This is a genomic window from Georgenia sp. SYP-B2076 (assembly GCF_003991205.1).
Taxonomy (GTDB): Bacteria; Actinomycetota; Actinomycetes; order Actinomycetales; family Actinomycetaceae; genus Georgenia.
The window spans coordinates 47742-71499 of the sequence record NZ_RXOZ01000008.1 but is presented as its reverse complement, the minus strand read 5'-3'; the positions used below and the strand labels follow the sequence as shown (position 1 = coordinate 71499).

Annotated in this window: 22 protein-coding genes and 2 riboswitches; of the genes, 9 read left to right on the top strand and 13 right to left on the bottom strand. The window is 74.2% G+C overall.

The window, feature by feature from the left end; genetic code table 11:
• The first annotated feature begins 16 nt into the window (after nucleotides 1–16).
• The 5 genes from galK (at nucleotide 17) to EJK16_RS04240 (ending at nucleotide 5200) form a co-directional block, all read left to right on the top strand.
• Nucleotides 17–1522, top strand: a complete 1506-nt coding sequence (gene galK, locus EJK16_RS04260; protein ID WP_240645768.1) for a galactokinase — start codon at nucleotides 17–19, stop codon at nucleotides 1520–1522.
• The gene (locus tag EJK16_RS04255) at nucleotides 1515–1886 is read left to right on the top strand and encodes a TraR/DksA C4-type zinc finger protein (protein WP_127126687.1); all 372 of its coding nucleotides are present in this window, start codon (nucleotides 1515–1517) and stop codon (nucleotides 1884–1886) included. Before galK ends, EJK16_RS04255 begins: the two co-directional genes overlap by 8 nt.
• Nucleotides 1887–2154: 268 nt before the next feature.
• A complete protein-coding gene (locus EJK16_RS04250) occupies nucleotides 2155–3186 on the top strand; it encodes an efflux RND transporter periplasmic adaptor subunit (protein ID WP_127126685.1) in 1032 nt (343 codons plus the stop codon).
• Entirely contained in the window at nucleotides 3186–4001 is an 816-nt protein-coding gene (locus EJK16_RS04245) for an ABC transporter ATP-binding protein (RefSeq protein ID WP_127126683.1), read from the top strand. Before EJK16_RS04250 ends, EJK16_RS04245 begins: the two co-directional genes overlap by 1 nt.
• On the top strand, nucleotides 3998–5200 hold the full coding sequence (locus EJK16_RS04240; RefSeq protein ID WP_127126681.1) for an ABC transporter permease: 1203 nt from the start codon (nucleotides 3998–4000) through the stop codon (nucleotides 5198–5200). The genes EJK16_RS04245 and EJK16_RS04240 overlap by 4 nt, the downstream gene beginning before the upstream one ends.
• A 7-nt stretch (nucleotides 5201–5207) precedes the next feature.
• Here EJK16_RS04240 and EJK16_RS04235 read toward each other — a convergent pair whose 3' ends face one another.
• From EJK16_RS04235 to EJK16_RS04220, 4 genes are all read right to left on the bottom strand, one after another.
• Nucleotides 5208–6038: an exodeoxyribonuclease III gene (locus EJK16_RS04235; protein WP_127126679.1), complete on the bottom strand. Its 831-nt coding sequence runs from the start codon at nucleotides 6036–6038 to the stop codon at nucleotides 5208–5210.
• Between the two features lie 177 nt (nucleotides 6039–6215).
• Nucleotides 6216–7109: a bifunctional methylenetetrahydrofolate dehydrogenase/methenyltetrahydrofolate cyclohydrolase gene (locus tag EJK16_RS04230; protein WP_127126677.1), complete on the bottom strand. Its 894-nt coding sequence runs from the start codon at nucleotides 7107–7109 to the stop codon at nucleotides 6216–6218.
• The gene (gene glyA / locus EJK16_RS04225; protein WP_127126676.1) at nucleotides 7106–8413 is read right to left on the bottom strand and encodes a serine hydroxymethyltransferase; all 1308 of its coding nucleotides are present in this window, start codon (nucleotides 8411–8413) and stop codon (nucleotides 7106–7108) included. The genes EJK16_RS04230 and glyA overlap by 4 nt, the downstream gene beginning before the upstream one ends.
• A 55-nt stretch (nucleotides 8414–8468) precedes the next feature.
• A riboswitch (ZMP/ZTP riboswitch) is annotated at nucleotides 8469–8558 on the bottom strand.
• A gap of 167 nt (nucleotides 8559–8725) precedes the next feature.
• Nucleotides 8726–9253 (bottom strand): GNAT family N-acetyltransferase, encoded by a 528-nt coding sequence (locus tag EJK16_RS04220; protein WP_127126674.1) that lies wholly within the window; start codon nucleotides 9251–9253, stop codon nucleotides 8726–8728.
• Between the two features lie 96 nt (nucleotides 9254–9349).
• Here EJK16_RS04220 and purU point away from each other — a divergent pair, with 96 nt between their 5' ends.
• Complete coding sequence (gene purU, locus EJK16_RS04215) at nucleotides 9350–10198, top strand: formyltetrahydrofolate deformylase (protein ID WP_127126672.1); 849 nt, start codon at nucleotides 9350–9352, stop codon at nucleotides 10196–10198.
• 142 nt (nucleotides 10199–10340) lie between these two features.
• Nucleotides 10341–11063, top strand: coding sequence for a DUF4190 domain-containing protein (locus EJK16_RS04210; protein WP_127126670.1), 723 nt, complete (start codon nucleotides 10341–10343; stop codon nucleotides 11061–11063).
• 137 nt (nucleotides 11064–11200) lie between these two features.
• Here EJK16_RS04210 and EJK16_RS04205 read toward each other — a convergent pair whose 3' ends face one another.
• The 4 genes from EJK16_RS04205 to EJK16_RS04190 form a co-directional block, all read right to left on the bottom strand.
• Nucleotides 11201–12187, bottom strand: coding sequence for a malate dehydrogenase (locus EJK16_RS04205; RefSeq protein ID WP_127126668.1), 987 nt, complete (start codon nucleotides 12185–12187; stop codon nucleotides 11201–11203).
• A 153-nt stretch (nucleotides 12188–12340) separates the two neighbouring features.
• The gene (locus EJK16_RS04200; protein WP_127126666.1) at nucleotides 12341–13558 is read right to left on the bottom strand and encodes an NADP-dependent isocitrate dehydrogenase; all 1218 of its coding nucleotides are present in this window, start codon (nucleotides 13556–13558) and stop codon (nucleotides 12341–12343) included.
• Nucleotides 13559–13687: 129 nt separating this feature from the next.
• Nucleotides 13688–14953, bottom strand: coding sequence for a hemolysin family protein (locus tag EJK16_RS04195; RefSeq protein ID WP_127126664.1), 1266 nt, complete (start codon nucleotides 14951–14953; stop codon nucleotides 13688–13690).
• A gap of 50 nt (nucleotides 14954–15003) precedes the next feature.
• The gene (locus EJK16_RS04190; RefSeq protein ID WP_127126662.1) at nucleotides 15004–15285 is read right to left on the bottom strand and encodes a DUF3017 domain-containing protein; all 282 of its coding nucleotides are present in this window, start codon (nucleotides 15283–15285) and stop codon (nucleotides 15004–15006) included.
• Nucleotides 15286–15310: 25 nt separating this feature from the next.
• On the opposite strand from EJK16_RS04190, the gene EJK16_RS04185 reads away from it, so the two are divergent.
• Complete coding sequence (locus EJK16_RS04185) at nucleotides 15311–16702, top strand: NAD(P)/FAD-dependent oxidoreductase (protein WP_240645764.1); 1392 nt, start codon at nucleotides 15311–15313, stop codon at nucleotides 16700–16702.
• Between the two features lie 225 nt (nucleotides 16703–16927).
• On the opposite strand, the gene purH is transcribed toward EJK16_RS04185, so the two are convergent.
• Entirely contained in the window at nucleotides 16928–18619 is a 1692-nt protein-coding gene (gene purH / locus EJK16_RS04180; protein WP_127126660.1) for a bifunctional phosphoribosylaminoimidazolecarboxamide formyltransferase/IMP cyclohydrolase, read from the bottom strand.
• 50 nt (nucleotides 18620–18669) lie between these two features.
• A riboswitch (ZMP/ZTP riboswitch) is annotated at nucleotides 18670–18761 on the bottom strand.
• A gap of 4 nt (nucleotides 18762–18765) precedes the next feature.
• The gene (purN, locus tag EJK16_RS04175) at nucleotides 18766–19452 is read right to left on the bottom strand and encodes a phosphoribosylglycinamide formyltransferase (protein ID WP_127126658.1); all 687 of its coding nucleotides are present in this window, start codon (nucleotides 19450–19452) and stop codon (nucleotides 18766–18768) included.
• 39 nt (nucleotides 19453–19491) lie between these two features.
• On the opposite strand from purN, the gene EJK16_RS04170 reads away from it, so the two are divergent.
• Nucleotides 19492–20007 (top strand): hypothetical protein, encoded by a 516-nt coding sequence (locus EJK16_RS04170; protein WP_127126656.1) that lies wholly within the window; start codon nucleotides 19492–19494, stop codon nucleotides 20005–20007.
• Here EJK16_RS04170 and EJK16_RS04165 read toward each other — a convergent pair.
• From EJK16_RS04165 to sucC, 3 genes are all read right to left on the bottom strand, one after another.
• Nucleotides 19995–21467: a DUF6350 family protein gene (locus tag EJK16_RS04165; protein WP_127126654.1), complete on the bottom strand. Its 1473-nt coding sequence runs from the start codon at nucleotides 21465–21467 to the stop codon at nucleotides 19995–19997. The genes EJK16_RS04170 and EJK16_RS04165 overlap by 13 nt on opposite strands.
• A gap of 184 nt (nucleotides 21468–21651) precedes the next feature.
• Nucleotides 21652–22572, bottom strand: coding sequence for a succinate--CoA ligase subunit alpha (gene sucD / locus EJK16_RS04160; RefSeq protein ID WP_127126652.1), 921 nt, complete (start codon nucleotides 22570–22572; stop codon nucleotides 21652–21654).
• Nucleotides 22573–22588: 16 nt separating this feature from the next.
• Nucleotides 22589–23755 (bottom strand): ADP-forming succinate--CoA ligase subunit beta, encoded by a 1167-nt coding sequence (sucC, locus tag EJK16_RS04155; protein WP_127126695.1) that lies wholly within the window; start codon nucleotides 23753–23755, stop codon nucleotides 22589–22591.
• Between the last annotated feature and the right edge of the window lie 3 nt (nucleotides 23756–23758).

Sequence of the window (23758 nt, the reverse complement as noted above, 5' to 3'; positions counted from 1 at the left end):
CGGCTCCGAGTCCGGCATGGGCGCCTGGATCTCCGACACCACCCCCGAGAAGATCGCCGACCGCCTCCGCGAGGTCATGCGCGACCAGCCCGACGAGCCCCCCACACCCCCGGCCACCACCCCCGCGCCGGGCACACCCCAGCCCGGCACAGCCCAGCCCGGCCCGGCCGTGCCCGGGGCGGCCGTGCCCGGCGCGGCCCAGCCCGACGCGGCCGACCTCATCACCGCCTGGCCCGAGCCCGAGGGCGCCGCACGCGCCCGCGGCCTCTTCGCGCAGACCTTCGACGCGGCGCCCGACGGCGTCTGGTCCGCGCCCGGCCGGGTCAACCTGGTCGGCGAGCACACCGACTACAACGACGGCCTCTGCCTGCCCATCGCGCTGCCCCACCGCACCTTCGTCGCGCTGCGCACCCGCGCCGACGCCCCGCCCGGCCGGCCGGTCCGGCTCGTCAGCGCCCAGGAGCCCGGCACGCCGGACCCCACGACCGGGCAACCCGCGGTGCGCTCCCAGGACCTCGACGCCGTCGGCCCCGCGGGCGGCAGCGGCGCGGTACCCGGCTGGCCGGCCTACGCCGTCGGCGTGGCCTGGGCGCTGGAGCAGGCGGGGCTGGCCCGCGACCTGCCCGGCTTCGACGTCGCCGTCGACTCCTGCGTCCCCTACGGCGCCGGCCTGAGCTCCTCGGCGGCCCTGGAGTGCGCCGTCGCCGTCGCCCTGGACGACGCGGCAGACCTCGGCCTGGCCGGTCCCGCCGCGACCCCGGACGACATGGGGCGGGCGAGGCTGGCCGCCGCCTGCGTGCGGGCGGAGAACGAGGTGGCCGGTGCCCCTACGGGCGGCATGGACCAGGCCGCGGCCCTGCGCGCCCGAGACGGGCACGCCCTGCTCCTGGACTGCCGCGACGGCTCGGTCGAGCACGTCCCGTTCGACCTCGCCCCGGCGGGTCTGGCGCTCCTCGTCATCGACACCCGCGCCGAGCACCAGCTCGTCGACGGGCAGTACGCCAGCCGCCGGGCCGCCTGCCGGGAGGCCGCGCGGCGCCTGGGCGTGGACTCCCTGCGCGTGGTCGCGGACGCCGTCACCGCCGGCGGCTCCCTCGACGACGTGCTCGCACGCCTCGACGACGACGAGCAGCGTCGGCGCGTGCGCCACGTCGTCACCGAGATCGCCCGGGTCCGCGAGCTCGCCGCGCTGCTGCGCGCCCACCCCGGCGCCGCGCTGCGCGAGGTGCTGGATCAGGTCGGGGCGATCCTGGACACGTCCCACGTCTCGGCACGCGACGACTACGAGATCAGCTCCCCCGAGCTCGACCTCGCCGTCACCGCGTCGCGCGCGGCCGGCGCGCACGGTGCGCGCATGACCGGGGGTGGCTTCGGCGGCTCGGCCGTCGCCCTCGTCGAGGCGGCGCACGCGAAGGACATCGCCGACGCCGTGGCGCGCGCCTTCGCCGGCGCGGGGTTCCACGCCCCGGCCTTCCTCCTGGCGTCCGCCGCCGGACCGGCGGGCCGGGTCGCCGATGCCTGACGCGACGCCGCCGCCCGCGCCCGACGAGCGCCGCGAGCGACTGGAGGCCCTGCGCACGGGCGCGCTGGAGCGCCTCGCCGCTCTCGGGCGCAGCTTCGACGACGTCGTCGCCGCCGCCGCGGGGGCCAACACGGACGACGAGCACGATCCCGAGGGTGCGACCATCGGCTTCGAGCGGGCCCAGGTGGTCGCGCTGGCGGCGCGCGCCAGGCGAACGGTTGACGAGGCGGACGCGGCCCTCGACCGGCTGCGAGCGGGGACCTACGGGCGCTGCGAGGTCTGCGGCCGCCCGATCACCGAGGCCCGCCTGCAGGCGCGCCCTGCAGCAACCACCTGCCTCACCTGCGCAACCGCGCGGCGCTAACCCACACCGCCCCAACCCGTGCCGAACGTGCCACCCGACGGCCAAGGCCCGGCCGACGGGGACGTCGGCCTCCCCCGGGCTCCGCGACCGCACGGCGCCGGGCCCCACCCGGGCTCCGTCACCGCCGGCGGCTCCGTCACCGCCGGGCACCAGCCACCGCGGGGCACCCGTCACCGCCCCGGAATGCGCCCACGGGCCTTGCGATACCGGTAGGTTCCGTCGTAAAACGGGTGGCCACCGGTGCCGCCCCCGACTCCCGGGTGATCACATGGGCTTCGCGAAGCACCTCCTCTTCCCCGCCCTGCGCATCCTGATCTGGGCGGTCATCGCCGTGGCGCTGGTCAAGCTCGCGTTCTTCAGCGGCGGTGCGGGGCTCGCCGCGGCGCCCGGCGCGCCGGCCGAGCCGGGCGGGGTCTTCACCGACCCGGTCGCCACCGTCACCACCGGGACGGTGGCCAACACCGTGACCGTCGAGGCCACGGTCGTCCCGGACCCGGCGGTCGAGGCGAAGGCCGCCAAGGAGGGCGCGGTGCGCTACCTCGCCGTCACGGACGGCGCCCACGTCGAGGCCGGCGCCGCGCTCCTGGAGATCCGCCAGGAGGTCCCGGTCGACCCGGTGGAGCGGGTCGACGCCGACGGCAACGTCACCGTCGTCGAGCAGAAGCCGCGCGTGGTCCGCTCCACCGTCGTCGCCCCCGCCTCGGGCACGGTGTCCCTGCGCGTGATGCTCGACCAGCAGGTGGCCATCGGTGACGTGGTCGCCGCCGTCACCCCGGGCACCTTCTCCGTCGCCGGCCCGCTCTCGGCCGAGCAGCAGTACCGCCTCCTCGACGCGCCGTCCGAGGCCAGCGTCGAGGTGCGCGGCGGTCCGGCGCCGTTCACCTGCAACGGCCTGTCCACCGGCACCGACGTCACCACGGTCCCGGCGGCCCCGACGGGCGACCCGTTCGCCGACCCCGCGGCGCCGGGCGCGACCGTCCAGGTCCGCTGCGCCGTCCCGGCGGGCACGACCGTCTTCCCCGGACTCACCGGCACCATGACCGTCACCGCCGGGCAGGCCACCGACGTCCTCGTCGTGCCGGTCACGGCGGTCCAGGGCCTGTTCGCCACCGGCAACGTCTGGGTGGTGGGCGACGACGGCGGCGAGCCCGAGATGAAGCAGGTGAGCCTGGGCCTGACCGACGGGAAGATGGTGCAGGTCACCGAGGGACTGGCCGAGGGCGACACCGTCCTCGAGTTCATCCCCGTCGGTGACGTCCCGGCCGTGGAAGGCCCCGGGATGATGGGGCAGGCCTTCTGATGGCTTTGCTCGAGCTCCGCGGCGTCACCCGCACCGTCCGGCTGCCGGACCTGAGCGAGCTGCACATCCTCCGGGGCGTGGACCTCAGCGTCGAGGCCGGCGAGCACGTCTCCGTCGTCGGCCGCTCCGGCACCGGCAAGTCCACCCTGCTCAACATCCTCGGGCTGCTGGACTCCCCCACCACCGGGGAGTACCTGCTCGACGGCGTCGACGTGGGCCGCCTCGGCGGCCGGCGCCGCGCGCGCCGGCGAGGGGAGGACTTCGGCTTCGTCTTCCAGCAGTTCAACCTCCTGCCCGGGCGCACGGCCCTGGAGAACGTCGTCGCCCCGTTGCTCTACGCCCGCGGCCGCACGTTCTGGCGCCGCACGCGCATCGCCGCGGAGGTGCTCGAGCGCGTCGGCCTGGGAAACCGCCTGGACTCCATGCCCGCGCAGCTCTCCGGCGGGGAGCAGCAGCGGGTGGCCATCGCCCGGGCCCTCGTGCGTTCGCCACGGGTGATCCTCGCCGACGAGCCCACCGGCGCCCTCGACGTGGACACCGGCTCGGAGATCGTGGCCATGCTCGACGCCATCGCCACCGACACGGGGGCCGCGCTCATCGCGATCACGCACGACCTCGCCGTCGCCTCCCGCGCCCGCCGCCACTTCCGGCTCGGCGAGGGGGTGCTCACCCCGATCGACATCGCCCCGCGCAGCGGCGGGACCCTGGAGTCGCTCGTGGGCTCCGACGTCGGCGCCCACGCCGGTCCGCTCTCCTCCGACGTCGGCGCCCCCGCGGCCGGCCCCCTCCCCTCCGACGTCGGCGGCAGCCGGTGACCGGCGTCGTCGGCGCGCTCGTGGAGGCGTGGGAGGAGCTGCGCCTGCACAAGCTGCGCGTGCTGCTCTCCCTGGTGGGGGTAGCCGTGTCCGTGGCGGCGATGACGGCCGTCCTCGCGGTGGGCGAGATGACGGCGCAGGCCCAGACGGAGCTGCTGGACCGGGACGCGGGCCGCCAGACCACCCTGACGGTCAACGCGTTCGGCGCCGCACCCGGCGGCCCCGACGTCGTCCCCGCCATGCGCGCGATGGCCGAGCGCTACGAGGTCACCCACGCCTCGGTGATGCTGTGGACCCAGGGCCGCTTCCGCGCCGGGGGCGCCACGATCGACAGCCAGCTGCAGCTGGTGGACCAGCCCTACGGCACCATGCACCGCGTGCAGGTGGCCGAGGGGTCGTGGTTCGCCGAGGGGGACGAGCAGCGCCTGGCGCCGGCGCTCGTGGTGAACGAGGCGTTCCTCACCAGGATCGGCTCCCCGGGCCTCGAGGCGCACCCGACCGTCACGCTGCCCGGCGACCGGCCGGTCACCATGGTGGTCGTCGGGGTGGTGCCGAACCGCTGGCAGGACGAGGGCCCCGCGGCGTTCGCCCTGTACGACTCCTACGCCCGCGTGTCCGGCGCGCCCGACGTGGACCCCGCGATGGGCATCGTGCCCCAGATGGAGCTGTGGGTGTCCCCGGAGCTCGCCGACGCCGCCGAGCAGACCGTCCGGGCGGACCTGACCGGGGCGCTCGGCGAGGGCGCCGTGGTCGACATCTACCGCAACGACCAGTTCGGCCAGGAGGCCTTCAACGACACGTTCCGGCTCGTCGTCCTCGGGATCGGGACACTCGTGCTGCTCCTGGGCGCGCTGAGCCTGGTCAACGTCACGCTCGTCACCGTGCGCCAGCGCATCCGCGAGATCGGGATCCGCCGGTCGTTCGGCGCCACGTCGGGGCGGGTGTTCTTCTCGATCATGCTCGAGTCCGTGGTGGCCACGGTGGTGGCCGGCGCGGTCGGCGTCGGCCTCGCCATCGTCGTGGTCCAGAACCTCCCGCTGGAGCAGTGGCTCGGCTTCAGCCTGCAGGACACCCCGGCGTTCCCGCTCTCGGCGGCGACCACCGGGCTGCTCGCCGCGACCGGCGTCGGCGCCCTGGCCGGGCTGCTGCCCGCCCTGGTCGCCGTCCGGGTGCGGCCCATCGACGCGATCCGGTACTGACAGTGCCTCAGATGTCGTACGTCATGACCACCGGGGCGTGATCGGAGAAACGCCCGTCGTAGGTGTCGGCCCGGTCGACGGCGGCGCTCGTGGCCCGCCCGGCCGCGCCCGGGGTGGCGAGCTGGTAGTCGATGCGCCACCCGGAGTCGTTGTCGAACGCCTTGCCGCGCCAGGACCACCACGTGAACGGGCCGGGACCGTCCCCGCCGAGCCGCCGGCCCAGGTCGACCCAGCCGTCGGCGAACCACTTCTCGAGGTAGGCGATCTCCTCGTCGAGGACGCCGGACGTCTTGTTGTGGTTGGCCTTCCAGTTCCTGATGTCCACCTCCCGGTGGACGATGTTGAGGTCCCCGCCGACGACGACCTCCCGCTCCCCCGCCGCCGCCTGCCCCGCGAGCTCGCCCAGGCGCGCGGTCACCCGGTCCAGGTGGGCGTACTTGGCGTCCATCTTCTCGGTGCCCACGGTGCCGGAGTGGACATAGACCGAGACCAGCGTCAGCGGCCGGTCGGTGCCGGGGAGCTCGACGTCCATCTCCACCCAGCGCCCGGTGTCCACCGGGACCTCCGGCTCGTCGCCCAGCCCCACCCGCACGGCGGACGCCGGCAGGCGCGAGGCGACGGCGACGCCGGCGCGCCCCTTGATGTCGCTCGCCTGGTGCGCGATGTGCCAGCCCTCGCCCAGGTGCTCGGCCAGGATGTCGTCGTTGGCCCTGACCTCCTGCAGGAGCAGCACGTCCGGGTTGCGGGACTCGAGCCAGGAGGCCATGCCCCTCTTGAAGGCGGCACGGATGCCGTTGACGTTGACGGAGGCGATCTTCACCGGACCATTCTCGCCCATCGCACCGACATCACCGGCGGGCGCACGCTGGACCCCCAGGACCCGGCCGCCCGCTGCACGCCCAGACGGGACACGCCCGCCCGGCCCGCGCGAGCGGGACTCGCCGTTCCGCGGGACGTCGAGACGCCTCGGGCCGCCGTCCCGGCGCGGGGACGGCGGCCCGAGGGGCCGGCCACGTCAGTCGGGGGCGGTCCCGGCCGCCTGCTCGGCGGCGTCCACCACGTTGGCCAGCAGCATCGCCCGGGTCATGGGCCCGACCCCGCCGGGGTTGGGCGAGAGCCAGGAGGCCACGGCGGCGACGCCGTAGGCCACGTCCCCGTGGAGCTTGGACTTGCCCGTCGCCGGGTCGACGGTGCGGGAGACCCCGACGTCGAGGACGACGGCGCCCGGCTTGATCATGTCCGCGGTGATCAGGCCGGGGCGCCCGGCGGCGGCCACGACCACGTCGGCCTGGGCGAGGTGCTTGGCCAGATCCTTCGTGCCCGTGTGGGTCAGGGTGACGGTGGCGTTGACGTCCCGGCGGGTCAGCAGGAGCCCGATGCTGCGGCCCACCGTCGTCCCGCGCCCGACGACGCAGACCTCCCTGCCGGCCAGCGGGATGTCGTAGCGCGCCAGCAGCTCGAGGACCGCGCGGGGCGTGCACGGCAGCGGCGAGGTCACCGGCTCGTTGACCCGCAGGACCAGGCGCCCGAGGTTGGTCGGATGCAGGCCGTCCGCGTCCTTGGCTGGGTCGACCATCTCGAGGATCGCGTTGGTGTCGATGCCCTTGGGCAGCGGCAGCTGCACGATGTAGCCGGTGCAGGCCGGGTCGGCGTTCAGGCGCGCGACGGCGACCTCGACGTCGGCCTGCGTGGCGCTGGCGGGCAGGTCCACGCGGATCGAGGCGATGCCGACCTCGGCGCAGTCGCGGTGCTTGCCGGCCACGTAGGCCTTCGAGCCGGGGTCCTCCCCCACCAGCACGGTGCCCAGGCCCGGCGTGTGGCCGCGCTCGGCCAGCGCCGCGACCCGCGTGGCGAGCTCGCGCTTGATGGTCGCCGCGGTGGCGCGCCCGTCGAGGGTGCGCGCGGTCACTGCTGCAGGCCGGGGTAGAGCGGGAACGCCTCCGTCAGGGCCCGGACGCGCGCGCGCATCGCCTCGACGTCGGTGGCGGCGCCGCCCTTCAGGGTGGTCGCGATGATGTCGGCGACCTCGGTGAACTCCGCGGCGCCGAAGCCCCGGCTGGCCAGGGCCGGGGTGCCGATGCGCAGGCCCGACGTCACGCGCGGGGGGCGCGGGTCGAAGGGCACCGCGTTGCGGTTGACGGTGATGCCGGCGTCGTGGAGGAGGTCCTCGGCCTGCTGGCCGTCCAGCGCCGAGCTGCGCAGGTCGACCAGGACGAGGTGCACGTCCGTGCCGCCGGTGACGAGGGAGACGCCCGCCTCGCGCACGTCCGGCTCGAGGAGACGCTCGGCGATGATGCGGGCGCCCTCCACGGTGCGGACCTGGCGGTCCTTGAACTCCGCGCCGGCCGCGACCTTGAACGCGACGGCCTTGGCGGCGATGACGTGCATGAGCGGGCCGCCCTGCTGGCCCGGGAAGACGGCGGAGTCGAGCTTCTTGCCGAACGCCTCCTTGTCCCGGGCGAGGAGGAAGCCGGAGCGGGGGCCGCCGAGGGTCTTGTGGACCGTGGAGGAGACGACGTCGGAGAAGGGCACCGGCGACGGGTGCAGCCCGGCCGCGACGAGCCCGGCGAAGTGGGCCATGTCCGTCCACAGGTAGGCGCCGACCTCGTCGGCGATCTCCCGGAAGGCCGCGAAGTCGAGCTGGCGGGGGTAGGCGGACCAGCCGGCGATGATGACCTTGGGGCGGGCCTCGAGCGCCTGCGCGCGCACCGTCTCCATCTCGATGCGGTGGCTCTGCTCGTCCACGCCGTAGGCGGCGACGTTGTAGAGCTTGCCGGAGAAGTTGATCTTCATCCCGTGCGTGAGGTGGCCGCCGTGGGCGAGTTTCAGGCCCAGGATGGTGTCGCCGGGCGTGGCCAGCGCGTGCAGGACCGCGGCGTTGGCCTGGGCGCCGGAGTGCGGCTGGACGTTGGCGTACTCGGCACCGAAGAGGGACGTGGCGCGCTCGATCGCGAGATTCTCGGCGATGTCGACCTGCTCGCAGCCGCCGTAGTAGCGCCGGCCGGGGTAGCCCTCCGCGTACTTGTTCGTCAGCACGGAGCCCTGCGCCTGCAGGACGGCGCGGGGGACGAAGTTCTCGCTCGCGATCATCTCGAGGGTGTCGCGCTGGCGGGTCAGCTCGCCATCGAGGACGGCGGCGATCTCGGGGTCCAACTCGGCGAGCGACTGGTTCGCGACGGACGTGAGGTCCGCGTGGGGGGTGGTCTGGCTCATGCTTCCTCCGCTGGTCGGCTCACGCACACGGCGCACGCGAGCACGTGGTGTGGTAACTCTCGGCCCAGGCGGACGACCTCGAGATCGGTGGTGCTTGCCGCTCCCCGGTGGTTCCCCACCTCAGGCGCCAGTCGCGACGGTGCGAGACTACCAAGCCCGCCGCCGGATGCGCGCCGCCCCCCGGCTCTCCGCCCTCCGCCGTCGAGCGGTCAAGTACTGACGCCCTCCGCCGTCGAGCGGTCAAGTACTAACGCTCAATCCCTCGAGCGCGGGTGCTAGTACTTGACCGCTCGAGGCGGGGAGGGGGGCCGCTCAGGCGCGGCCGGAGAGCTCCGACTCGCCGAGCCCCGCGTCCTCGTCGGGGTCGCCCTCGCCGAGGATGCGGCGCAGGTAGGCGTAGGTGAGGTCGCCGGTGTGCTGGTCGTACTGGTGCTCGTAGCCGTTCTTGGCGTACATCGCCAGGTTCTGCTTGGAGTCCTGGCCCGTGAAGACCCAGACCTCCTTGGTCTGCTCGGGCAGGTACTCGAGCACGGCCATGAGCAGCTGCGTGCCAATGCCACGCCCCTGGAGGTCGGGCACGACGGCGAGGCGCCCGAGGTTGGCGCGCTCGGCCTCGAGCTCGACGCGGATCGAACCCACCAGGCGGTGCCCGCGCCACGCCCCCAGGGTCACGACCTCCGGCCTGCCGATGTCGGCGATGAGCTCGGTGAGGGACTGCGTCAACGCAGGAAGGTTGGGGTCACCGTAGACCTGGGCCTCCGTCACGAAGGCCGCGCGCCGGACGGTGAGCAGCTCGCCCGCCTCGTCGTCGGTGATGAGATCGATCCTGACGTCGTCCATGGGGCCAGTGTGGCATCCGGCGGGCCGGCGCTCGGCCAGTACCCGCCTTTCGGACGGTGCACCGGAGCCCGGCCGGCGCCGCGCTAGTCTCCGGCGATGAGCGCTAAGCACCTGGTCCTCGCCCTCTCGTGCCCGGACCGGCCCGGGATCGTGCACGCCATCTCCGGCGTGCTGGCCGAGCACGGTGGGAACATCACCGAGTCGCAGCAGTTCGGGGACCCCTCCACCGGACTGTTCTTCATGCGGGTCCAGGTGGAGACGGCGGCGCCGCGGGCCGAGCTCGAGGGCGCGCTGACGGCGGTGGCGCGCGAGTTCGACATGACGTGGAAGCTGGACGAGGTTGGCCGCCCGGTCCGGACGCTGATCATGGCGTCCAAGGAGCCGCACTGCCTGGTGGACCTGCTGTTCCGTCAGCGGTTCCAGGACCTGCCCATCGAGGTGGTCGGCGTCGTCGCCAACCACCCGGACCTGGAGTCCATCGCGACCTTCTACGGCGCGCCGTTCCACCACATCCCGGTGACGAAGGAGACGAAGCACGAGGCCGAGCGGGCGCTGCTGACCCTCGTGCGCGAGCAGGACGTCGAGCTGGTGGTGCTCGCCCGATACATGCAGATCCTGTCCGACGACGTCTGCAGCGAGCTCGCCGGCAACGTCATCAACATCCACCACTCCTTCCTGCCGAGCTTCAAGGGCGCCCGCCCGTACGCCCAGGCGCACGCCCGCGGCGTCAAGCTCATCGGTGCGACGGCGCACTACGTCACGGCCGACCTGGACGAGGGCCCGATCATCGAGCAGGACGTCGAGCGCGTCACCCATGCCGACGAGGTCACCGAGATGGTGGCCCGTGGCCAGGACGTCGAGCGGCGGGTCCTGGCGCGGGCGGTGCGCTGGCACGCGGAGCACCGGGTGCTCGTCGACGGGCGGCGTACCGTCGTCTTCTCCTGAGAGCCCCGGGCTCGGGACGCGACACACCCCGGTGTGAGGCCCGCGGCGCCGTCGGGCGGGCGGCGCGCAGGCCCGCATTCCCACGCGGGCGGGCCGTCGGTGCCACGATGAGACCACGTGTCCCCGAGGAGAGTGGTTCATCATGAGCTCCGCACCGCCCCCGGACCGCCCGCACGAGCCCCCCGCCGACGGCGGCCCCCACGACGCGCGCCCGGCCTCCGGGGGCTACGACCCTGGCAGCGAGCCGCAGCACGGCGGCCCCGGCTACGACCCGCGCGGCCCTCTGGGTCAGCAGGGCGCCGGTGACGAGGGCCCGTACGCCCCGCAGGGCCAGTCCGGTCCACCCCGGTACGGCGAGGGCTCGCCCGGCCAGCCCGACCCGTACGGCCAGGGCGCGTACGGTCAGCCCCACCAGTACGGCCAGGGGCAGTACGGCCAGCCCGCGCAGTACGGGCAGCCCGGCGTGACGTACGCCGGCGGGCCCTACGGCGTCGGGCCCCACGGCGGACCGCGCAACGGCCTGGGCGTCGCGGCGCTCGTCGTCGGCATCGCGTCCGTGCTCGTCGCCTGGGTCCCGTTCGTCGGCCTGCTGGGTCTGCTCGGCGGGATCGTCGCCATCATCCTCGGCGCCGTGGCGCTGGGCCGGGTGCGGCGTCGCGAGGCGACCAACCGGTCGCAGTCGATCGCCGGCATCGTCCTCGGTGCCCTCGCCGTGCTGCTCGGCATCGGCTCGGCGATCTTCGGGTCCTACCTCATCTCGCAGGTGGCGCCGGAGGTCTTCGGCCCGGACTTCCAGCGCTGCGTCGAGACCTACGGCAACAACCCCCAGGCGCTCCAGGAGTGCCTGCAGCGGGCCGGCTACTGACCCGGCCGCACCTCGCGACACCACCGCGCGCGGGCAGCCGGCCCCTCGACGCCACGCCGCACGGCCGACGGCGCCCCGCTCCCCGCACAGGGGGACCGGGGCGCCGCGGCAGGCAGCCGGCGCGTGCCGGCGCAGCGTCAGATCAGGCCGAGGCCCTTGACCGCGTCGCGCTCCTCGACGAGCTCGGCCACCGAGGCGTCGATCTTCGCGCGGGAGAAGTCGCCCACCTCCAGCCCCTGCACGATCTCCCACCGCCCGTCCTTGGCCCGCACCGGGAAGGAGGAGATGAGGCCCTCGGGCACGCCGTACGAGCCGTCGGAGACGATGGCGGCGGAGGTCCAGCTGTCCCCGGGCGTGCCCGTGACCCAGTCGTAGACGTGGTCGATGGCGGCGTTGGCGGCCGAGGCGGCCGACGACGCCCCGCGCGCCTCGATGATCGCCGCGCCCCGCTTGGCGACCGTGGGGATGAACTCGCTCTCCAGCCACGCCTGGTCCACCAGGTCGGCGGCGGGCTTGCCGGCCACCGTGGCGTGGAAGACGTCCGGGTACTGCGTGGCGGAGTGGTTGCCCCAGATCGTGAGGTTCTTGATCTCGGACACCGGCGTGGACGTCTTCGTCGCGAGCTGGCTCAGCGCGCGGTTGTGGTCCAGGCGGGTCATCGCGGTGAAGCGCTCGGCCGGGACGTCGGGGGCATGCGACTGGGCGATCAGCGCGTTGGTGTTCGCGGGGTTGCCGACGACCAGCACGCGGATGTCGCTGGCGGCGCCGGCGTTGATGGCCTCGCCCTGCGGGCGGAAGATGCCACCGTTGGCCTCGAGAAGGTCGCCGCGCTCCATGCCCTTCGTGCGCGGGCGGGCGCCGACGAGCAGAGCGACGTTGGCGCCCTCGAAGCCCTGGCGCGGGTCGTCGAAGATGTCGATGCCGGCGAGCAGCGGGAAGGCGCCGTCCTCGAGCTCCATCGCGGTGCCCTCGGCGGCCTTGACGCCCTGGGGGATCTCGAGCAGGCGCAGCTTCACCGGCGTGTCCGGGCCCAGCAGCTGGCCGGAGGCGATGCGGAACAGCAGGGCGTAGCCGATCTGCCCGGCGGCGCCGGTCACGGTCACGTTCACGGGGGTCACACTCATTTTCGGCTCCTTCGTCGTTCGGTCGCCGGTGCGGCGCGGCGGGCACGGCGCGGGCCATGGCCGCGACGTCGCTCGGGGGCGCACCGGGGGATCTACATGGTGGTCGTGCAGCGTCGGGGACCGGCAGCCGTGCCGGGCCCCGCCGCCCGGGGGTCAGGCCAGGCGGGCCTGGAGGTTCTCGTCGAGCGTGGCGAGGAAGTCCTCGGTGGTCTGGTACTCCTGGTCCGGTCCGACCAGGAGGGCCAGGTCCTTCGTCATCCTGCCCGACTCGACCGACTTGATGACGACGTCCTCGAGGGCCTCGGCGAAGCCGGTCACCTCGGGGGTGCCGTCGAGCTTGCCGCGGTGCTTGAGCCCACCGGTCCAGGCGAAGATCGACGCGATCGGGTTGGTGGACGTCGGCTTGCCGGCCTGATGCTGGCGGAAGTGGCGGGTCACGGTGCCGTGCGCGGCCTCGGCCTCGACGGTCTGGCCGTCCGGGGTCATGAGGATCGAGGTCATCAGGCCGAGCGAGCCGAAGCCCTGGGCGACCGTGTCGGACTGGACGTCGCCGTCGTAGTTCTTGCAGGCCCAGACGTAGCCGCCCTCCCACTTCATGGCCGAGGCGACCATGTCGTCGATGAGGCGGTGCTCGTAGGTGAGGCCGGCCGCGTCGAACTGGTCCTTGTAGTGGGCCTCGAAGACGTCGGCGAAGATGTCCTTGAAGGCGCCGTCGTAGGCCTTGAGGATCGTGTTCTTCGTGGACAGGTATACCGGGTAGCCCCGCTGGAGCCCGTACGCGAAGGAGGCGTGCGCGAAGTCCTCGATGGACTTGTTGAAGTTGTACATGCCCATCGCCACGCCGCCGTCCTGGCCGTAGTTGGCGACGACGTGCTGGATCGGCTCCGAGCCGTCCTCGGGCGTGAACGTGATGGTCAGCTGGCCGGCGCCGGGGACCTTGAAGTTGGTCGCCTTGTACTGGTCGCCGTGGGCGTGACGGCCGATGACGATCGGCTTGGTCCAGCCCGGGACCAGGCGCGGGACGTTGGAGATGATGATCGGCTCGCGGAAGACGACGCCGCCGAGGATGTTGCGGATCGTGCCGTTCGGCGAGACCCACATCTTCTTCAGGCCGAACTCCTCCACCCGCGCCTCGTCGGGCGTGATGGTGGCGCACTTGACGCCGACGTGGTGCTCCTTGATCGCGTTGGCCGCGTCGATGGTGACCTGGTCGTCGGTGGCGTCACGGCTCTGGATCGACAGGTCGTAGTAGCGCAGGTCGATGTCGAGATAGGGATGGATGAGGCGGTCCTTGATGAACTGCCAGATGATCCGGGTCATCTCGTCGCCATCGAGCTCGACTACCGGTCCCGCCACCTTGATCTTCGCCATGTCCTGCCACACTCCTGACCACCCCGGGGGGGCGCCTCGACTTCGCAGTACGCCGGGGCACCGGCGCCACCGCACAGATTACTCGACATCGAGATATCCGTGGTGGCGAGTCTCACCGGCGGCGCGACGTCAGGACTTGCGGACGTCGACCCTGTCCACGCGGCGGCCGTCGACGGCGGTCACGGTGAGCACGAGATCCTCCCAGGTCATGGAGTCGCCGACGTCGGGCACCCGGCCGAGCCCGGCCATGATGAACCCGCCCAGGGTGTCGTAGGGGCCATCGGGCAGCTCCCGGTCGAGCACCTTGGCCACCTCCGCGCGCCCGAGCAGGCCCGTGAGGGACTCGGTGGTGCCGTTGGCGACGACCTCGGGCACCTCCCGGTCGTACTCGTCCTGGATCTGCCCGACGAACTCCTCGACGACGTCCTCGAGGGTAATGATGCCGTCGGTGCCGCCGTACTCGTCGACCACGATGGCCAGGTGGGCGTGGTTGGCGCGCATCTCGGTCAGCGCGGCCAGCACCTGCTTGCCGGTGGGGAAGAACTCGATCTCCCGGACCAGGTCGCCCACGGTGGCCACGGACTCGTCGGGGTGGATGAGGTCGCGGACGTGGATGAAGCCGAGGACGTCGTCGTTGTCGACGCCGCGCACGGGGTAGCGGGAGTGCTCGAGCGTGCGGACCAGGGGCTGCGCCTCGCTGATCGGCATGGCCGCGTCGAGGAACTCCACCTCGGTGCGCGGCGTCATGACCTCCTGCACCGTCCGCCCGCCGACCGAGAGCAGGGCGACGACCATGTCGCGTTCCTGGAGGCCGAGCTGCTCGTGCTCGGCCACGAGCGAGCGCAGCTCCTCGGTCCCCATCTCCTCACGCCGCTCGTTCGGGTCCCGCCCGAGCAGCCGCATCACGAGGTTGACGGACGCGCCGAGCAGCCAGATCACCGGCCGCGCGATGGACGCGATGAGGTCCAGCGGGGTGGCGACAAAGAGCGAGATCTTCTCCGCGCTCTGCATGGCCAGGCGCTTGGGGACCAGCTCGCCGAAGACGAGGGAGAGGTAGGAGACCACGAGCGTGGTCCCGATGAAGGCCGCGCCGTGGGCCAGGCCGGCGGGCATGCCCCACCGCTGGAGCACCGGGGCGATCATCGGCGCGATCTGCGAGGCGCCGAAGGAGGCCGAGAAGAACCCGGCGAGCGTCACGCCCACCTGGACGGCGGAGAGGAACCGGTTGGAGTCGCCCGTCAGCTTGGCGACGCGGGCGCCGGCCTTCCCGTGGGCGGCGAGCGCCTTGACCTGGCTGTCACGCAGGGAGACGAGCGCCATCTCCGACGCCGCGAACACACCGCCGATGAGCACGAACAGCAGCACAAGGACGACGTTCATGACGAGCTCGCTCATCACCCCATGATCACACGGTCACGACCGCGCTCACCGGCCCGTGAGGGATCTCACTGGCTGTCCACGGGCAGCGTCGCGTCGCCCCACGGCGCGAGGTAGCCCAGCGCGAGCGCGAGCACCAGCAGGAACGCGACGTCGAACGCCCTCGACCGGGCCCCCGGCACCACGGTCTCCGGCGCGACGCCCCGCAGCAGCGCGCACACCGCGAGCAGGGCCGCGAACGCCGTCGTGGCGGCCCGGCCGCTGACGGCGAACCCGAGCACGCACGCCCCGGCGACCGCGAGCAGGAGGGCGGTCATGAACGTGACGCGGAGGGCTTTGGTGCTGGGCATGATGCGCCGAGACTACCGTGGCACCGTGCCCGACCTGCCCATCGCTGCCACGTCCGGGGACCGCCCCGCCCTCCCCCGCTCCGTCGTCGTCGTGGGAGCCGGCCTGGCCGGGCTGCGCACCGCCGCCGAGCTGCGGGCCCAGGGTTTCGACGGGGAGGTGACGGTGGTCGGCGAGGAGTCGCTCGCCCCCTACGACCGCCCCCCGCTGTCGAAGGAGCTCTTCACCCGCACGGGGCCGGCGTGGCTGGCCGACGACGGGTACGGGGAGCTCGGGTCGCTGGCCGACCGCGTCCTGCTCGGGCGGCGGGCCGCGCGCCTGGACGCGGACGACGACGGCGCGACCCTCACCCTGGCACCGGCCGGGGCGGCCGCCGCCGAGGAGCTGCGCGCCGACGCCGTCGTCCTGGCCACGGGCTCGCACGCCGTCCTGCCCGCGGGCTGGTCCGGCGCGGGCGTCCTGCACGGCGCCGAGGACGCCGCCCGGCTGCGCGCCCGCCTGCTGGCCGGCGCGCGCCTGGTGGTGGTCGGGGCCGGGTGGATCGGCGCCGAGGTCGTCGGGCTCGCCGCGGCCCACGGCTGCGACGTCACGGTCGTCGAGGCCCTCCCCACGCCCCTGTACCGCCAGGTCGGGCCGGAGGTCGGCGCGCGCACCGCCCCCTGGTACGCCGAAGCCGGCGTGGACCTGCGCTGCGGTGCGACGGTCACGGAGGTGCGCGAGGGCGTGGTCGTCGTGGCCACGGGCGCGGACGCGGGCCCGCTCGAGGAGTCGCGCGGCGACGGCCGCGTGGCGCCCGGCTGGGACGCCGGTCGGCTGTCCGGCGGCGGCGTGGCACGCGACGGCGGTCGGCTGGAGGAGCTGCGGGCCGACGTCGTCCTCGCCGCGGTGGGGGTGCGGCCGGCGACCGGCTGGCTCGGCGGGTCGATGCCCCTGACGCCGCGTGGCGCGCTGCGCGTCGACACCGGTGGACGTGTGATGGGCGCCCCGTCGTCCGTGCTGGCGGTGGGCGACTGCGCGGACATGGAGGTTCCCGGCCTCGGCCTGGTCTCGGGCGGGCACTGGGACGCGGCGCTCTCCCACCCCGCCGCGCTGGTCGCCGGTCTGCTGGGCGGCGACGTGCCGGCGCCCGCCGCGCCCTATGTCTTCTCCACGCAGTTCGGCCGGGAGCTGATGTTCGTTGGGCGGCCGTCCCCGTCCGCCCGGCCCGTGGTCCGGGCCGACGGCGGCGAGCCGTGGACGGTGCTGTTCGTCGAGCCCTCCGCGGGCGGCGACGTGGGCCGGCTCACCGCCGGCTTCACCGTGGACCGTCCGCGCGACGTCGGCGCCCTGCGCAGGCTGCTCGCCGCAGGCGCCCGCCCGGTCCTCGACGTGGGCCGGGCCAGGGACGTCCAGGTCCCGTTGCGCAAGGCGGTCGCCTGAGGGCGAGCGCTCCCCTGCCTCGTCACCGGACGGGCACCCTAGGACTCGCCCCCCCCCCACCCCACCCGCCGAGCGACACGTTACGACCCGGTCCCAGCACCAGCCGTTTCGTGCCACTCGGCGAGGGCTGACGGGTGTTTCGCACGTCGCGGCTTGAGCGCGGCGCGAACGCGGCCGTGAAGTGCGGCGCGCGTCCCACGCCCGCTCGCCCAGTGCCTCGGGGCCTCAGTGCGCGAAGTGGCGCGTCCCCGTCAGGTACATCGTGATGCCGGCGGCGTTCGCCGCCGCGATGACCTCCTCGTCCCGGATCGACCCGCCCGGGTGCACGACGGCGCGGACCCCGGCGTCGGTGAGGACCTGGAGGCCGTCGGCGAAGGGGAAGAAGGCGTCCGACGCGGCCACGGCCCCGCGGGCGCGCTCCGGGGCAGCGGCACGCGCGGCGTCGTCGGCGTTCGCGGCGCCACCGGCGCCCTCGACGTCGCTGGCCACCGGTGCGCCGAGGGTGTTCGCCCGCTCGACGGCGAGGCGGCAGGAGTCCACCCGGTTGACCTGGCCCATGCCGACGCCGACGCTCGCGCCGTCGTCTGCCAGGAGGATGGCGTTGGAGCGCACGGCGCGCACCGCCCGCCACGCGAAGGTGAGGTCGGCCAGGGTCTGCTCGTCCGCCGCCGGTCCGGCCGCGAGGGTCCAGCCGTCCGGGGTGTCGCCAGGGGCGTCGACGGCGTCGCGGTCCTGGGCGAGCACCCCGCCGGAGATCGGCCGCAGGTCCACGCCGCCACGCTCGCCGGGGTCGACCACGAGCAGCCGCACGTTCTTCTTGCGCTCGAGGATCTCGAGGGCCGCCGGCTCGAACGCGGGCGCGCACACGACCTCGGTGAACACCGGCGCCAGCTGCTCCGCCATGGCGGCGGTCACCGGTCGGTTCGAGGCGACGACGCCGCCGTACGCGGAGACCGGGTCGCAGGCGTGGGCCTTGCGGTGGGCCTCCGCGACGTCCGCGCCCGTCGCGATCCCGCAGGGGTTGGCGTGCTTGATGATGGCGACGGTGGGGCCCGCGTGGTCGTAGGCGGCGCGCACGGCGGCGTCGGCGTCGACGTAGTTGTTGTAGCTCATGGCCTTGCCGTGCAGCTGCTCGGCGCCAGCGATGCCGGTGGTGGCGTCGTCCGCCGTGTAGAGCGCGGCGCGCTGGTGCGGGTTCTCCCCGTAGCGCAGCGCCGCGCGACGCCGCCACGCCCCGCCGGTGAACCCGGGCAGCGGCGCGACGTCGCCGGCCCCCTCGGCGTCCTCGTCGAAGACCCCGCTCATCCAGGACGCCACGGCCACGTCGTAGGCGGCGGTGTGCTCGAACGCGGCCACGGCGAGGCGCCGGCGCTGCGCGAGGGTGAAGCCGCCGCCGGTCGCCGCGGCGACGACGTCGTCGTAGCGCGCCGGGTCCACGATCACGGCGACGGAGGGATGGTTCTTCGCGGCGGCACGCACCATGGTGGGGCCGCCGATGTCGATCTGCTCGACGCACTCGTCCACCCCGGCGCCGGAGGCGACGGTCTGGGTGAACGGGTAGAGGTTGACGACGACGAGGTCGAACGGCGCCACGCCGAGCTCCGCGAGCTCCTCGCGGTGGCTCGCCTTGCGGCGGTCGGCGAGGACGCCGGCGTGCACGCGCGGGTGCAGGGTCTTGACGCGGCCGTCGAGGCACTCGGGGAAGCCGGTCACGTCCTCGACGGGCGTGACCGGGACGCCGGCCGCGGCGATCGTCTTGGCGGTGGAGCCGGTGGACACGATCTGGACGCCGGCGGCGTGCAGCGCGGTGGCGAGCTCCTCCAGGCCGGTCTTGTCATAGACCGAGACGAGGGCGCGGCGCAGCGGGACCTGGTCCCCCACGGGCTGGATGGCTTCTGGCTGGGACATGGCGCTCATGGCGTGCTCCTGGGTCGAGAGACGGGTGACGGGTGCCGTGCGGGCACCGACCCAGGCACCCAGGCGCGCGGTGCTCTGCAGGGGACTGCCGGCCGCTCCCCGGTGGTTAACGCCACCTTCCTCGCCAGTCACGGCCGGGGTCGATCTTAGCGCCTGGCTCCGAGGCGCACCCGCCTGCCGTCGAGGACCCAGCCCTCGCGGGCGAGGCGCCCCACCTGCTCGACGAGCTGGGCCCGCTCGGCGACCTTGATCCGCTCCGTCAGTGCCGCCTCGTCGTCGTCCTCGAGGACCGGGACGGCGACCTGCGCGAGGATCGCGCCCGAGTCGATGCCGGCGTCGACGAAGAACAGCGTCGCGCCGGCGAGCTTGACGCCGTGCGCGAGGGCGTCGCGCGGGCCGTGGATGCCCGGGAAGGCGGGGAGCAGGGCGTTGTGGGTGTTGATGTACCGCCCGTCGAAGCGCTCGAGGAAGCGCGGTCCGCACAGCTTGAGGAACCCGGCGGAGACGACCAGGTCGGGGTCGTGAGCCGCGACCCGCTCCGTCAGGGCCGCGTCCCAGTCCGCGCGGTCGGCGTGGTCGCCCACGCGCTCGACGAAGGTGGGCAGCCCCGCGGCCTGGGCCATGGCCACGCCCCCGGTGCCCTCACGGTCAGCGCCGACGGCGACGACCTCGGCCCCGTAGCCCGGGTCGCGCGCCGCGTCGAGCAGTGCCGCGAGGTTCGAGCCGCCACCCGAGACCAGCACGACCAGCCTGGCGGGGCGATGGCGCGGTCGGTGCGACCTCGGGGCGGGCGCGGGACCGGAGTCGGGGGGAAGGGGCGAGGGAGTGCTCACCTGCGCGAGCGTAACCGCCTGGTGGGCGATGATGGGACCATGCCCAACCCTCAGGTCCGCCCGCCGCAACCGCGCCCAGGCGCGACGAGGACGCCCCGACCGGCGCCGGGAGCGCCCGGTCCCGACGGTCCGGGCACGGGGCGTCCCGACGCGGCGCAGCGGGACGCGCTGCGCTCGGTGCGCCGCTTCGGGCTGCTCCTGCTGGTGGCGATGGCCCTCGGACTCCTCACCCTCCCCTGGCCCTGGCCGCTGCTCTCCGGGGTGCTGTGCCTGGCCGCCCTGGCGCTCGGGATCGTCGCCCTGGTGAAGGTCCGGACCGCCCGCATCCGCGGCGCCATGACGACCGTGCTGGCCGTCGGCCTCGTGGTGGCCGCCGTCATGGGGATGGCGACGCTGAGCCAGGCGGTGCTGTGGCGCGAGTACGGCGCGTACACGGAGTGCGCGCAGGCGGCGATCACCGAGCAGGGCCGCGACGCGTGCACCTCCCGGCTGGAGCGGTCCCTCGACGACCGGCTCCGTCAGATGCAGCAGGTCGTCGAACGTCAGGCGTCCTGAGGGCGCGTCCAGTCGGACAGCTTCGTGCCGCCCCACCCGGGCGTGCCGCGGCCGGCATGGCCGCCGTCGCCGGTGCGGCCTCCGTCGCCGGTGCGGCCACCGGTGCGGCCGCCGTCGCCGGCGTTGCGCGGGTCCGTGGGGCCTGACCGTGCGGGGTGCGGGGCCTCTTCCGTGCGCGACGGCGGATCCGTGTGCGACGGCGCGGCCGCGCGCCCGCCCCCACGCCGCACGGCGCCGACGGCGCGTCCACGTGCCGTCCGCGCGCCCGCACCCAGGAGCTCCCAGGTGCGCGGGTGCAGCGCGACGACGACGACGAGCGCCCCGCCACCGACCTCCGCGAGCAGCATCCCGGCCACGGCCGCGGGCTCCGGGCCGACGACGGACATGCGCCCCGGGCCGATCCCGCCGGACGCCGCCAGCGCGAGCGCACCCGTGACGAGCGCCGCCCCGGCGCCCACGACCAGCGCACCGGCCGCCGCCCAGGCCAACGACTCCTGGCGCCGGCGGCGGCCCAGCCAGAGCCCCACCCCGACGCCGACCGCCACGGGCGCCAGCACGATCCAGCTCAGCGCCGACGCCCCGGGCGAGGGCAGCGCGCCGAGCAGGGGGATCGCCGGCAGGGGCGCCGTGGTCACGGCGGCGGCCGAGAAGTGCGTGCCGGCGCCGACGGCGAACCCCGGCCCGGCCGCGAACGCGAGCGCCCACACGAGCGCGGTGGGCAGGTACACGACCTGCGCGAGCACCATCACGACCGCACTGACCACGTCGGGCGCGTAGCCGTCCTGGATCATGAGGATCCGGTCCCAGCCGGCCACCGCCGCGAGCGCGCCGAGCACCACCGCGACCGCGGCGAGCCCGGTGAGCGCCCACAGCGTGCCGAGCAGCCCGTCGGTGACCGCGCCCGGGACCTTCTGGAGCCGGTGTGTCCACCCGGGCGGTGCGGGGACGCGACCGCGCCGCAGGGCCAGGGCGGCGCCGAGCGTGCTGACGGCCAGGCCGCCGGCCGCCGCCGCGGCCAGGTTCGTCGGCAGCGGCGACGCGGCCGCGGCGACCAGGACCACGAGGAGGTACCCCACGGGCACGAAGGCCGCGGCCCCGACGGACCCCAGCCGCATGCGCCGGGTCGCGCCGTAGGCCAGGGCCACCCCGAGCAGGGCCAGCCCGAGCGGGACCACCGAGACCGCTCCCCCGCCGACGACCATCGTGCCGCCGTGCCCGAGCAGCCAGAACGACGTGCCGGTGGCGGCCGCCGCCTGCCACGACGCGTCACCGAGGGCCGGCGCGGCGGCCGTGGCCACGTAGGTCGCGATGGCGGGCACCACCACGGTCACCAGCCCGATCGCGGCCGACTCGACGCCCCCGACGAGGCCGCGCATCCAGCCCTCGGGCATGCGGCGGCGCCGCTGCGACGTCGAAGCTTCGATGACGTGCGGCGCCTTGCGCTCGGTCGTGGTGGGCATCCCCTCCATCGTCCGGCCTGACGGCGTCGGCGGGGCGTTGCCCGGGCGGCGTGTCGGCCCGGGTGATCTTCACCGGTCCCGGCCGGGGCGGGCAGCGAACAGGCCCCGCCCCGGAGTTCCGCGGGGGAACTCCGGGCGGGGCCTGTTCGGGGCTACCGCGATGCGGCCGCCGTGCGGGGCGGGGTCAGGCGCCCAGCAGCTCGCGCGCGAGGCGCGCGGTCTCCGACGGCGTCTTGCCGACCTTGACCCCGGCCGCCTCGAGGGCGACCTTCTTGGCCTCCGCGGTCCCGGACGAGCCCGACACGATGGCGCCCGCGTGGCCCATCGTCTTGCCCTCGGGGGCGGTGAACCCGGCGACGTAGCCAACGACCGGCTTGGTCACGTTGGCCTTGATGAAGTCCGCCGCACGCTCCTCGGCGTCGCCGCCGATCTCGCCGATCATCACGATCAGCTCGGTGTCCGGGTCGTCCTGGAAGGCCTGCAGCGCGTCGATGTGCGTGGTGCCGATGACCGGGTCGCCGCCGATGCCGATGGCCGTGGTGAACCCGATGTCGCTCAGCTCGAACATCATCTGGTAGGTCAGCGTGCCGGACTTGGAGACCAGGCCGATCTTGCCGGGGCCGGTGATGTCCGCCGGGGTGATGCCGACGTTCGACTGCCCGGGCGTGATGATGCCGGGGCAGTTCGGGCCGATGAGGCGCACGCCCTTGGACTGCGCGTACGTGAAGAACTCGGCGGAGTCCGCCACCGGGATGCCCTCGGTGATGATGACGACGAGCGGGATGCCCGCGTCCACGGCCTCGACGACCGCGCCCTTGGCGTGGGCCGGGGGCACGAAGATCACCGAGACGTCGGCGCCGGTGGCCTCCCGCGCCTCGACGACGGAGCCGTAGACCGGCACCGAGACGGTGCCGGCGGTGCGGGACTCGGCGCCCGGGCCGATCGGCGTGACGTCGAAGTCGACCGTGGTGCCGGCCTTGCGGGGGTTGACGCCGCCCACGATCTGGGTGCCCGAGCCGAGCATGCGGCGGGTGTGCTTCTGCCCTTCGGCCCCGGTCATGCCCTGGACGATGACCTTGGAGCTCTCGTTGAGGAAGATCGACATTGTTGCTGTTCCGTCCTTACTTCGCGGCCGCGAGCTCGGCGGCCTTGGCGGCCGCCTCGTCCATCGTGTCGACCAGGGTCACGAGCGGGTGGTTGGCCTCGTTGAGGATGCGCCGGCCCTCGACGACGTTGTTGCCGTCCAGGCGCACCACGAGCGGCTTGCTCTCCTTGTCGCCCAGGATGTCCAGGGCCTGCACGATGCCGCTGGCCACCTGGTCGCAGGCGGTGATGCCGCCGAAGACGTTGACGAAGACGCTCTTGACCTGCGGGTCGCCGAGGATGACGTCCAGGCCGCTGGCCATGATGTTGGCGTCGGCGCCGCCGCCGATGTCGAGGAAGTTCGCGGGGCGCACGCCGTGCTGCTCGCCCGCGTAGGCGACGACGTCGAGGGTGCTCATGACCAGCCCCGCGCCGTTGCCGATGATGCCGACCTCGCCGTCGAGCTTGACGTAGTTCAGGCCGGCGGCCTTGGCCTTGGCCTCGAGCGGGTCCGCGGCGGCCTTGTCCTCGAGCTCGGCATGGTCGGCGTGGCGGAACCCGGCGTTCTCGTCGAGCGTGACCTTCCCGTCCAGCGCGACGATGGCGCCGCCCTCGGTACGCACGAGGGGGTTGACCTCGACCAGGGTCGCGTCCTCCTCCTTGTAGACCGTCCACAGCTTCTCGATCACGGCGGCGACCTCGTCGGCCACCTCCGGTGCGAAGCCCGCCTGGGCGACGATCTCGGCGGCCTTGGCCGCGTCGATGCCCACGACCGGGTCGACGGCGACGCGGGCGAGCGCCTCGGGCCGCTCGACCGCGAGCTCCTCGATCTCCATGCCGCCCTCGACGGAGGCCATCGCGAGGTAGCTGCGGTTCGAGCGGTCCAGGAGCACCGAGAAGTAGTACTCCTCGGCGATCTTGGCGCCCTCGGCGATCATCACCCGGTGCACGGTGTGCCCCTTGATGTCCATGCCAAGGATCGCGGAGGCGTGGGTCTCCGCCTCCTCGGGGCTGTGGGCGAGCTTGACGCCGCCCGCCTTGCCACGTCCACCGGTCTTCACCTGCGCCTTGACGACGACGGTGCCACCACCGAGCTGCTCGGCCGCGGCCCGCGCCTCGGCGGGTGTTGTCGCCACGATCCCGCGGAGCACGGGCACGCCGTGCTTCTCGAATACGTCACGAGCCTGGTACTCGAAGAGGTCCACCCC

Excerpts from the sequence above, each read along its gene's own strand:
- galK (WP_240645768.1), top strand. The coding sequence starts at position 17 with ATGGGCGCCTGGATCTCCGACACCACCCCCGAGAAGATCGCCGACCGC.
- EJK16_RS04255 (WP_127126687.1), top strand. The coding sequence starts at position 1,515 with ATGCCTGACGCGACGCCGCCGCCCGCGCCCGACGAGCGCCGCGAGCGA.
- EJK16_RS04250 (WP_127126685.1), top strand. The coding sequence starts at position 2,155 with ATGGGCTTCGCGAAGCACCTCCTCTTCCCCGCCCTGCGCATCCTGATC.
- EJK16_RS04245 (WP_127126683.1), top strand. The coding sequence starts at position 3,186 with ATGGCTTTGCTCGAGCTCCGCGGCGTCACCCGCACCGTCCGGCTGCCG.
- EJK16_RS04235 (WP_127126679.1), bottom strand. The coding sequence starts at position 6,038 with ATGGGCGAGAATGGTCCGGTGAAGATCGCCTCCGTCAACGTCAACGGC.
- glyA (WP_127126676.1), bottom strand. The coding sequence starts at position 8,413 with ATGAGCCAGACCACCCCCCACGCGGACCTCACGTCCGTCGCGAACCAG.
- EJK16_RS04220 (WP_127126674.1), bottom strand. The coding sequence starts at position 9,253 with ATGGACGACGTCAGGATCGATCTCATCACCGACGACGAGGCGGGCGAG.
- purU (WP_127126672.1), top strand. The coding sequence starts at position 9,350 with ATGAGCGCTAAGCACCTGGTCCTCGCCCTCTCGTGCCCGGACCGGCCC.
- EJK16_RS04210 (WP_127126670.1), top strand. The coding sequence starts at position 10,341 with ATGAGCTCCGCACCGCCCCCGGACCGCCCGCACGAGCCCCCCGCCGAC.
- EJK16_RS04205 (WP_127126668.1), bottom strand. The coding sequence starts at position 12,187 with ATGAGTGTGACCCCCGTGAACGTGACCGTGACCGGCGCCGCCGGGCAG.
- EJK16_RS04200 (WP_127126666.1), bottom strand. The coding sequence starts at position 13,558 with ATGGCGAAGATCAAGGTGGCGGGACCGGTAGTCGAGCTCGATGGCGAC.
- EJK16_RS04195 (WP_127126664.1), bottom strand. The coding sequence starts at position 14,953 with ATGAGCGAGCTCGTCATGAACGTCGTCCTTGTGCTGCTGTTCGTGCTC.
- EJK16_RS04190 (WP_127126662.1), bottom strand. The coding sequence starts at position 15,285 with ATGCCCAGCACCAAAGCCCTCCGCGTCACGTTCATGACCGCCCTCCTG.
- purH (WP_127126660.1), bottom strand. The coding sequence starts at position 18,619 with ATGAGCGCCATGTCCCAGCCAGAAGCCATCCAGCCCGTGGGGGACCAG.
- EJK16_RS04170 (WP_127126656.1), top strand. The coding sequence starts at position 19,492 with ATGCCCAACCCTCAGGTCCGCCCGCCGCAACCGCGCCCAGGCGCGACG.
- EJK16_RS04165 (WP_127126654.1), bottom strand. The coding sequence starts at position 21,467 with ATGCCCACCACGACCGAGCGCAAGGCGCCGCACGTCATCGAAGCTTCG.
- sucD (WP_127126652.1), bottom strand. The coding sequence starts at position 22,572 with ATGTCGATCTTCCTCAACGAGAGCTCCAAGGTCATCGTCCAGGGCATG.